This is a genomic window from Ensifer sp. (assembly GCF_031989085.1).
In the GTDB taxonomy this organism is placed as follows: Bacteria; Pseudomonadota; Alphaproteobacteria; order Rhizobiales; family Rhizobiaceae; genus Ensifer.
The window spans coordinates 1-8,793 of sequence record NZ_DALZXU010000019.1; the positions used below are offsets into that span (position 1 = coordinate 1).

8 protein-coding genes are annotated in these 8,793 nt (G+C 62.3%); 3 read left to right on the forward strand and 5 right to left on the reverse strand.

Features of this window, described 5'->3' with window-relative positions; all coding sequences use genetic code 11:
- Together RTP54_RS30880 and RTP54_RS30885 are read left to right on the forward strand one after the other, a co-directional pair.
- The coding region (locus RTP54_RS30880) for a hypothetical protein (RefSeq protein ID WP_312367872.1) at positions 1–202 on the forward strand (202 nt) is incomplete at its 5' end.
- 437 nt (positions 203–639) lie between these two features.
- Positions 640–1,347 carry a response regulator transcription factor gene (locus tag RTP54_RS30885; protein WP_312367883.1) on the forward strand — a complete coding sequence of 236 codons (708 nt, stop codon included), beginning with the start codon at positions 640–642 and terminating at the stop codon, positions 1,345–1,347.
- Between the two features lie 9 nt (positions 1,348–1,356).
- Here RTP54_RS30885 and RTP54_RS30890 read toward each other — a convergent pair whose 3' ends face one another.
- The 5 genes from RTP54_RS30890 to RTP54_RS30910 form a co-directional block, all read right to left on the reverse strand.
- Positions 1,357–1,629, reverse strand: a complete 273-nt coding sequence (locus RTP54_RS30890) for a transposase (RefSeq protein WP_162704381.1) — start codon at positions 1,627–1,629, stop codon at positions 1,357–1,359.
- Positions 1,630–1,830: 201 nt separating this feature from the next.
- The gene (locus RTP54_RS30895; protein WP_312367874.1) at positions 1,831–3,273 is read right to left on the reverse strand and encodes an HlyD family type I secretion periplasmic adaptor subunit; all 1,443 of its coding nucleotides are present in this window, start codon (positions 3,271–3,273) and stop codon (positions 1,831–1,833) included.
- Between the two features lie 13 nt (positions 3,274–3,286).
- Positions 3,287–5,002: a type I secretion system permease/ATPase gene (locus RTP54_RS30900; protein WP_312367875.1), complete on the reverse strand. Its 1,716-nt coding sequence runs from the start codon at positions 5,000–5,002 to the stop codon at positions 3,287–3,289.
- Between the two features lie 99 nt (positions 5,003–5,101).
- Complete coding sequence (locus RTP54_RS30905) at positions 5,102–5,731, reverse strand: PE-PGRS family protein (protein ID WP_112810541.1); 630 nt, start codon at positions 5,729–5,731, stop codon at positions 5,102–5,104.
- Between the two features lie 279 nt (positions 5,732–6,010).
- Positions 6,011–7,093 carry a hypothetical protein gene (locus RTP54_RS30910; protein WP_312367878.1) on the reverse strand — a complete coding sequence of 361 codons (1,083 nt, stop codon included), beginning with the start codon at positions 7,091–7,093 and terminating at the stop codon, positions 6,011–6,013.
- Between the two features lie 376 nt (positions 7,094–7,469).
- Between RTP54_RS30910 and RTP54_RS30915 the strand changes: the two genes are divergently transcribed.
- A partial coding sequence (locus RTP54_RS30915) for a DUF3300 domain-containing protein (RefSeq protein WP_312367882.1) occupies positions 7,470–8,793 on the forward strand: 1,324 nt, incomplete at its 3' end.

Consider the following 8,793-nt stretch of genomic DNA (forward strand, 5'->3'; position numbering starts at 1 on the left):
GGCTCATAACCTGAAGGCCGCAGGTTCAAATCCTGCCCCCGCAACCAAAAATACAAAAATGCCGCCCCATAAGGGCGGCTTTTTGCGTTTGGATCGCACAGCGCGACGATTGAACCCTTCGTCAGGCGCACGCAACGAGGCAAAGCCGACGCAGCGGGACAGAAACCTTAATTCCTGCGACCGCAACCAAACCAAATCATAAAAGCCCGCTGGACAATAACGTCCGCGGGCTTTTTGCGTTTGGGCATCACGCGATGACAAGGTGATCACATTACGCAATCGACGCCGGTTGCTGGTCTTCACCGCTGAAGACGTCCCGTGCGGCAAACGACACAGTGCCAGTCCTCCTGCCTGGTCGGAACTTCTGATGCAGCCGGTTGCAAAATCGTGGCCGATCCGTTGATAGGGTTTCGATCATCGTCTCATCACGCGCCCCGGACTTTGCTACTCAAGATATGTTACAACGCCGCATACGCCTGAAACGGTGCAAAAAACGTACGTATTTTCAATTGCTTGCCGGAGCTGGTCCGATCGGATTAATCCCCATTTTCTCATGACATGGTGGATGTTCGGGCATAGTATGCCAACCTTAGAGGTTGCAATCATCCTGGGGGTCGACGCGTGTCCATCAGTTCAGGAATGCTGCGCCGAACAGGCCGGCCTGCGCCTACCGGCATTGTCATCGAGCCGCACACGCTCGCACGTACCGCCATCGTTACGCTGCTTGAGCGCGAGCTGGCGGGATGGACCTTCATCGATATGACTTCGACTGCGGACCTGGACAGGGCCCTCGGCATGGATATCCGGCTGATCACGTTGGATCTGGCGGGGCGGAGCGTGTCGAGCAGCAGCATGCGCGCGGACCTCGCGGCGATCTCCGAGCGTTACCACGATGCGCCGATCGCCTTGCTTTCGGACACCGACGACAGCTCGATCGCCACGCAGGCACTGCAGATGGGCATTCGCGGCTTCTTCACGACGTCGCTGCCGATCGAGATCGCGCTTGCCGGCCTTCGGCTCGTGCTTGCCGGCGGGGTATTCTGTCCGCATCCGCTGCGCGCGGTTGCGGATGGCTCGGCGCCGCAAACCGAGGCGGCGCAGTTCATGCGGCTGCGCACGGACGACATGTCCCATGCCGACTTCACCCCGCGCGAGGCCGATGTCCTGGCCGAGTTGCAGTGCGGTTCGTCCAACAAGGTGATTGCCGGCAAACTCAACCTTTCGGGTCACACCGTGAAGATGCATCTCCAGCACATCATGCGCAAGCTTCAGGTGCAGAACCGCACGGAGGTGGTTGCCCGGTTGAGTGGCAGGGGATCGCCGCGCAACAGCCCGGCAGCCCCGTAGGTGCGATCGTCACCGCGAGGTCTTCTCCAGCATCTCACTGAGCGTCGCTGCCGTCAGCATTGCCTCGGCGAGCAGCTTTTTCAGCTTCTGGTTCTCCTGCTCCAGCGCCCGTATCCGCTTGGCATCGAAGCCGACGGTGCGCAGCTGGGCGGATTGCCAGCGGTAGAAGGTCGGTTCGCTGACGCCGTGCCGTCGACAGACTTCCGCAACCGTCGTGCCGGCCTGATGCTCCCTGAGGATGTCCACGATCTCGTCGTCGTCGAATTTTCGCTTGCCCATCATGGCGTCCTCCGCTGGCTTCGTGCCAGGGCTGGCCAGGAAGGAAGGGCGCGGCGAACGGTGAAACTGCATCTGTCCTCGTTCCAGGGATGGTTTCAGGTCAAATGATGCAGAATGTTCAAGGCAGCCTCAGGCGTCGCATTCGACGCGCGTCGCTGCCGGCCCCTTCCTCCTTGCGCGCCGAGCCCCTCGGCCGTGGCAGTCTCAGTCCTCACGAAACGCCCTGTTGAAGCTGTCGAGCAGCGGCCTCAGTGCATAGAATGCCACGCTGCTTGTGCCGGTCTCGATCAGCGTTTGCGCGGGCATGCCTGCGACAAGCTCGACGCCGCTCATCGTGGCCAGGCGCTCGTCGACGACATGGATCGTGGCGGCGTAGTAGGATTGGCCTGTCTGTTTGTCGACGAGGCGATCGGCCGAGACATACCCGACCGTGCCTTTCAAAAGCGGCACCCGACGCTGGTTGTAGGGCAGCAGATGGACCTGCGCCACAAGGCCGGGATGCACGAGGTTGATGTCCTCCGGGCGGACGCGGGCTGAGACAACGAGGCGGCTCTTGCGCGGAACAAGGTCGACCAGCGGCTCGCCGGCGCCGATGACGCCACCGGTCGTGTGGACGCGCAGATCCATGATTATCCCGTCCTCAGGCGCCCTGATCTCGGTTCGCGCGAGCTGATCGTCGATAGCACGCATTCTTTCGCTGAGTTGCAGGATCTGCGTCTCTGTTTCGCGCACGGTCTGCGCGACTTCGTTCAGTCGGTCGCTGCGCAGCTTGACGAGATAGGCCTGGGCCTCGCTGTTGACCTGATAGGCACGTGAGATCTGGGCGGAGATCTCGCCGACCCGACCCGCAATGTCGGCCTTCTCTCGCTGCAGGTTGAGCACGCGGCTCTTTTTTTCGAGCCCCTTGGTGGTCAGCGTCGTGACGCTTTCCAATTCCTGCCTGGAGATTTCGACGCGTTCGGTGAGTGCCGCCTTCTGGGCGACGAGGCCGACGATTTCCTGCTGCACCTGCTTCATCTTTTCTTCGGTGATGGCGATCTCGGACCGCATGACCTGTCGACGGGTTTCGAAAATCCGCTTCTGACCGGCGACGATCGCGCCGATGGCAGGATGGTCGGCCATGGCGGCGAGCATCTCGGGCGGGTAGATGATACTGTCGGCATCGTCCTGTTCGGCCAGCAGGCGTGCGCGCCGCGCTTCGGCGTCCCAGAGCTGGCCCTGCAGGCTGTCGCGTTCCGAGCGGAACTTGGTGTCGTCGAGGTCGATCAGCACCTGGCCCGACGTGACGGCGTCGCCATTCTTCACCCGGATCTGCCTGATGATGCCGCCTTCCAGATGTTGAACGGTCTTGCGGCTGGTTTCCGGCTCGACGACGCCCGAGGCGATGGCCGCGCTGCTGAGCGGCGCAAGCGCCGACCAGGTGCCAAGGCCGATGACGAAAAAGCCGATCAGCAGGTTGCCGGTCCGTGCGACCGAGCGCAGTCTCGACATCGGCGAAGCTGCGGCGAGTTCGATCGCGACGGCACCGTCCTTCGGCGCATAGGTCAGAAGGCGGTCGATTTGCCCCTGCGCCTTTGCCAGCTGATCGGCCGCGCTGCGGGCAACGACGGATCGCGACGAGGGCCGATCGATCTGTAGCTGGTGCATGGACCATCCCCTCCTAAGTTCCGGTTTGCGCCGGAGGTTGAAGATGACGTTCGAAGATCCGCTCGCTGTCGCCGAAGGCATCGACCGTGCCGTTGCGCAGGATGGCGATCTTGTTGGTGACGGGCAGTATGCCCATGCGGTGGGTGATGATGACGACGATCATGCCACGCGAGCGCATCCGCGATATGGCGGTGAAGAGCTTGCGCTCGCCGTCATAGTCGAGGCTCGAATTGGGATCATCGAGCACGACGAGGGACGGATTGCCGTAGGCAGCGCGTGCCAGTCCAAGCTGCTGACGCTGAGCCCTCAGCAGGAGGACGCCGCCTTCACCGATATCCGTGTCATAGCCCTTGGGCAGCCGCATGATCGTGTCGTGCAGGCCGACGAGCTTGGCCGCCTCGATCGCCTTGACGGGATCCGATCCGTCGAGCCGGCCGATGACGTCCTTGACGGCGCCGCCGAAGAGCTCGATGTCCTGCGGCAGGTAGCCGACATGGCGGGTACCCGCGCAAAGGCGCAACGCGGAAATGTCGACGCCGCCGAGAAGCGCGCAGCCGCTGGTCGCCGGTTCGACGCCGGCCATGATGCGCCCGAGCGTCGATTTTCCCGATCCGGACGGTCCGATCAGGGCAACGCAGTCACCGGGCAAAAGGCGGAGCGTTACGCCCTGCAGGATCTGACGATCGGCGTATGGCGGCGCATATCCGACGCTGTCGAGGACAAGCCCGCTCGGCTCCGGCACGGGAACCATACGGGCGTCGCTGTCGGCGGCTACGGCGATTAGCATCTGATTGAGCCGCTCGAAGGCGGCGCGGGCAAATGCCAGGGACCGCCAGGCGCCGATCGCGCCCTCGATCGGGGCAAGGCCGCGGCCAAGCAACAGGCTGGCGACGAAGATGATACCGGGACTGCTGTTTTCCTCGAGCACGAGCCAGGTGGCAGCGCCCATCATCAGGATCTGCGTCAGCGTCCGCACGGATTTCGAAAAACCCAGAATGATCTCGGTGCGCTGCATCGCGGCGTCCTGCGCCTTTCTGGCGGCCTCGGCATCCCGGTAGACGATCTGGGCGGCGCCATCCTGCATGCCCATGGCACGGATGACCTGGATGTATTTCAACGCGGTCGAAAAGCGCACATAGCTGCGCGTCAGGGCTCGGTTGGCATGAGCGAGCGGTCGCCGGGTCGCCAGTTCGGTGAGGACGGCGAGCAGCAACAGGGCGACGGCGCTGAGAACGCCGATCACGCCGAGAACCGGATGGACGAGAAACAGGAGCAGCAGGAAGACCGGGGCCCAGGGTACGTCGAAGATCAGCGAGCTTGCGGGTGAATCGAGAAATTGCCGGAGTGTCGACAGGTCCTTGTAGCAATCGGTCGCGACCGCGGTGCTGGTGCGGGCGCCGTATTCGAAGGCGGCGGTGAGGACAACGGGTCGGAGCCGGTGGTCGAGCCAGCTGCCGATACGCGACAGAGCGGCGCGGCGGACGATATCGAGCAGCGAGCCGATCACCACGGCGACCGCGACGATCAGCGTCAGCATGACCAGCGTATCGGCACTGCGGCTCGACAGGACGCGATCGTAGATCTGCAGGAGATAGATGGATGGGGTGAGCAGAAAGAGATTATAGCCGCAACTATAGAGGAAGACGAGGCCGAAGGCACCGGCGCAGGCCCTGAGAGCCATGACCAGATGCGTCGGTTCGCGCGGCGGAACTGTCGAGTTGGTTGTCATTATCGGATCTCAATGCAATCGATTCTGACAAGGCGCAGGCTTGGAACGGCACAGGCAAAAATGAGGATCGTCGGCCGGGCCGACGATCCTCATTACAGATCATGAACCGAGATCGCTGAGGTCTATCGAGCCGAATGCGTTGATGAAATTATCGAGCGCATTCGAGACCGTCGTGGTTTCTGTATTGGTGTCCGTGGATGTATTGGTTTCGGTCGAGGTGTTGGTTTCCGTGAACGGATTGGTGTGAACCAAGGCCGAGGAAATATCGCCGCCCCGTGCCATGTTGCCGTCGCCGCCATTGCCGCCGACACCGGCGAGAATGGTTGCGTGCTGATCGGCCAGGAACTGCGTGTTCTGCGTGGCCGTCGTGTCTGCAGCAACCGCAGCAACGTTACCGCCACTGGTATTGCCCTGATCGCCGTTGGAATAGGCGTCGCCACCGGCACCGCCGGCACCACTGTTGGTCAGAGAGGCCAAAAAGCCGTCCCGTGCCTGGGCAAGTCCACCATCGCCGCCGTCGCCGGTGCCCCATCCGGCATCCTGCCAGACATGATCGCCGTTGTAGAGCTTGGTGTAGGCACCTTCTACCGTTTGCGAATTCGCGACATAGGCGACCGGGTTATAGTGGATATCACCATAGTTGAAGCCATCGCCGCCGTTGCCGGCGCTGGCATCGCCAGCATTGGAGTCGCTGAGGTTGATCGTGTCAGATGCTTGCGGAATAGGCATAGCGTTGCTCCTCTACGTATTGTGAGCCCCCGTGTTCTCTTCAGCGGTTCGGTGCCAGCGATACCGTGTGGCAGACGGGGTAACCGCGATTGAAGGGTGCGCGCGATCCACCGCGCGAGCTAGCCGGATATTCGGTGACGGTCCTTTGGGTGGGGTATGGGGTCGTTGCTTGCGGTGCGCCACGCCTCGATCGCACACATAAAAACGCACCCGGCCCGGGTGCGTTCTTATTCCTTGGATACTGAAGCGACTGGGGCGAGGATAAGAGCTGCCCTGTCGTCAAATCCCGTCGACCAGGCTGAGGATATCGTCGACGAGTGCCGAATGGGCATCCGACAGATTGCCTTCGCCGCCGAGGCCGCCGACGCCGGCCATCTGCAGCGCATGCTGGTCGAAGAGGACGTGGTCGATCTGCTGTGCATCGGCCGTTCCGCCCGCCGGAACTGCGATGTTGATCGGGTGGAAGTAACCGATGCTGACATCGACCATGCTGCCGTTGGAATAGCCGGAGCCGCCGCCGCCGGCCATCTGGCTGCCGGTGAAGATCGTGTCGGAGGACAGGTTGAACCCGCCGCCCACGCCGCCGATGCCGGCGATCTGCACGCCGCCCTGATCGAAGATGGCGTTGTTGGTCTGGTGAGCGGAGGCTGCCCCTCCAGCGGCGCCGATGGCGATGTTGATCGGCGAAAACACTGCAACGTTCACGTCGATCATGCTGCCGATGAAGGTACCGTCGCCACCGTGCCCGGCGAAATTGTCGCCGGTGAACGTGATGGACGTGTCGTGATGGGCAGGCGAGACGCTGCCTGAGATGTTGTGGTCGCCGCCCGAACCGCCGATTCCGCCGATCTGGGTCGCACCCTGCAACATCGCCGCATTGTTGACCTGGCTGGCGATCGCGGTCGAGCCCGGCCCGCCTGCAACGGCCGTGTTCACAGGGGCGAATACCCCGACGTCGGTGCTGACCAGGCTGCCAAGGAAGGTGCCGTGGCCGCCACCGCCGGCATTGCCGCCGCCGCTGCCGGCAAGGTTGCCGTTGCCGCCGTCGCCGCCCATGCCGGCCATTTCGGCGGCGTGCTGGTTGATCAGCGCGTTATTGCCCTGTTGGGCGTCGGCTGCCGAATGCGGGCCGGTGATGGCGGCGTTGGAGGGCATGAAGACGGCGAGCGTGTTGCTGTCGAGCGTGCCGATGCTGGTGCCGTTGCCGCCGCTGCCGGCTGAATTGTGGTTCGGATCGGGAACGAGATCGAGGGGAAGCCAGGTCGGGACCAGCGCAAGGTGTCCGGCGGCGGCTGTTGCGACCGTGTTCTGATTGGTGTTCGCGTTCGGCGCCGCTTCCGACAAGGGACGAGGTTCCGTCATCGCCGTTTCTCCAATCCACCCTGGGGCACAGGCCCAGCGAAATCGCGCAGCATGAAGGCCGCATCGAAACCGCTATTGTGGCGCCAGTCGCGCAAAAAGAAGAGCCTGCAATATGGCTACATCCTTTTGGGCAGGAGCTAGCCGTTCGACCGTAGGGTGGGGCGCGCTGCATCGATGTGGCACAACCCAGGGAACGTGCGGCCGGCCTGTCATCATTTATGCATTGAAAAAGAAACAACTTATGCACTAATATGCTCAGACACTTGCAGTGGCCGCAGCGCCGTCGAACACTAAGCCCAGCAGACAGGCATACATACACAGACACACCGGCAGACAGATACAGGTGACGCAAAGGCGCGTCCGATCGGGAGGGGAAATGGCAGTCAAGCGTGTCATCCGTTTGCATCGATCGATCTGCTTCCTGGCGACGGCGTGTCTGTTGATCCCGGAGCCCTACGCCTACAATTTTCGCGCCTACGCGCAGGAACAGGCAGCAACCGCTCCCGCGGCGCAGCCGGCGGCATCAGACCAGCCGGAACCGCTCAGCGAAGACGAGCTGGAGGTGCTGGTTGCCCGCATCGCGCTCTATCCCGACGAGCTGGTTGCGCTCATCTCCTCTGCGTCGCTGTTTCCGCTACAGATTGTCGAAGGCGAGCGCTATCTGGAGAACCTGAAGAAGAACAAGGATTTGAAGCCCAAGGATACTTGGGATGGCAGCGTCATATCGCTCCTCAACTATCCAGATATCGTCAAGATGATGAGCGAGGACCTCGACTGGACGCAGTCGCTCTCCGACGCCATGGCCTATCAGCAGAAGGACGTGCTGGTGGCCATCCAGCAGCTTCGCGACAAGGCGGTCGCCTCCGGCGTACTGAAGACCGACGACAAGATGAAGGTGGTCCAGGAGAACGAAAACGTCATCATCCAGGCGGCCAACCCGGAAAAGATCTATGTGCCGCAGTATGAGCCGGAGATGCTCTACGTGCCGAACTATGCACCGGAGCCTCTGTCCTATTATCCCGAGCCCTATCCGAATTACTACTACCCGGCAGCGACCTTCTTTGCCGGCGCCGTGACCGGCGCCGTGTTCGGTGCGATGGTCGACTGGGATGACTGGGGCGTGTGGGGTGGCCGGTACGATGGCGACATCGACGTCGACTGCAACAATTGCTTCAATAATATCAAGGGCAAGGTCAAGTTCAACGATATCGATTGGAAGAACGTCGACCGCAGCAAGATCAATATCGACAAGAGCCAGTTCGCCAAGCTCGACCGCACGAACATGAAGAACAAGCTCGAGGCGAACGGCCACAACAATATCCGCGACAAGGCCAAGATCACCCGGAGCAATGCGAGCGCAAACCTCAAGCAGAAGGTCGATACCGGGTCCTTCAAGGACCTGAAGGATGTTCGGGCCAACAAGGTCGATGGTCTGAAGAACCGGGCGGGCAATGCCAAGCCGAACATCGGGGCAGGCAACAGACCCGCCGCCGGCAACATCGCGGCGAAGCGACCGGACAACATTTCCCGGTCGAAAGCAGGCTCCGGCGGGAAGATCAACCGGCCGGCCGGCAAGCCGCGCCCGGCAGGCAAGGTCGACAACCGCCCGCGCAAGCCGTCGGGTCTCGGCGAGGTGCGCTCCGGCAAGGCCACGCAGATCCAGTCGCGGCGCGGCGGCCAGGCCATGGGCGGCGGTATCC

Excerpts from the sequence above, each read along its gene's own strand:
- RTP54_RS30885 (WP_312367883.1), top strand. The coding sequence starts at position 640 with ATGCTGCGCCGAACAGGCCGGCCTGCGCCTACCGGCATTGTCATCGAG.
- RTP54_RS30890 (WP_162704381.1), bottom strand. The coding sequence starts at position 1,629 with ATGATGGGCAAGCGAAAATTCGACGACGACGAGATCGTGGACATCCTC.
- RTP54_RS30895 (WP_312367874.1), bottom strand. The coding sequence starts at position 3,273 with ATGCACCAGCTACAGATCGATCGGCCCTCGTCGCGATCCGTCGTTGCC.
- RTP54_RS30900 (WP_312367875.1), bottom strand. The coding sequence starts at position 5,002 with ATGACAACCAACTCGACAGTTCCGCCGCGCGAACCGACGCATCTGGTC.
- RTP54_RS30905 (WP_112810541.1), bottom strand. The coding sequence starts at position 5,731 with ATGCCTATTCCGCAAGCATCTGACACGATCAACCTCAGCGACTCCAAT.
- RTP54_RS30910 (WP_312367878.1), bottom strand. The coding sequence starts at position 7,093 with ATGACGGAACCTCGTCCCTTGTCGGAAGCGGCGCCGAACGCGAACACC.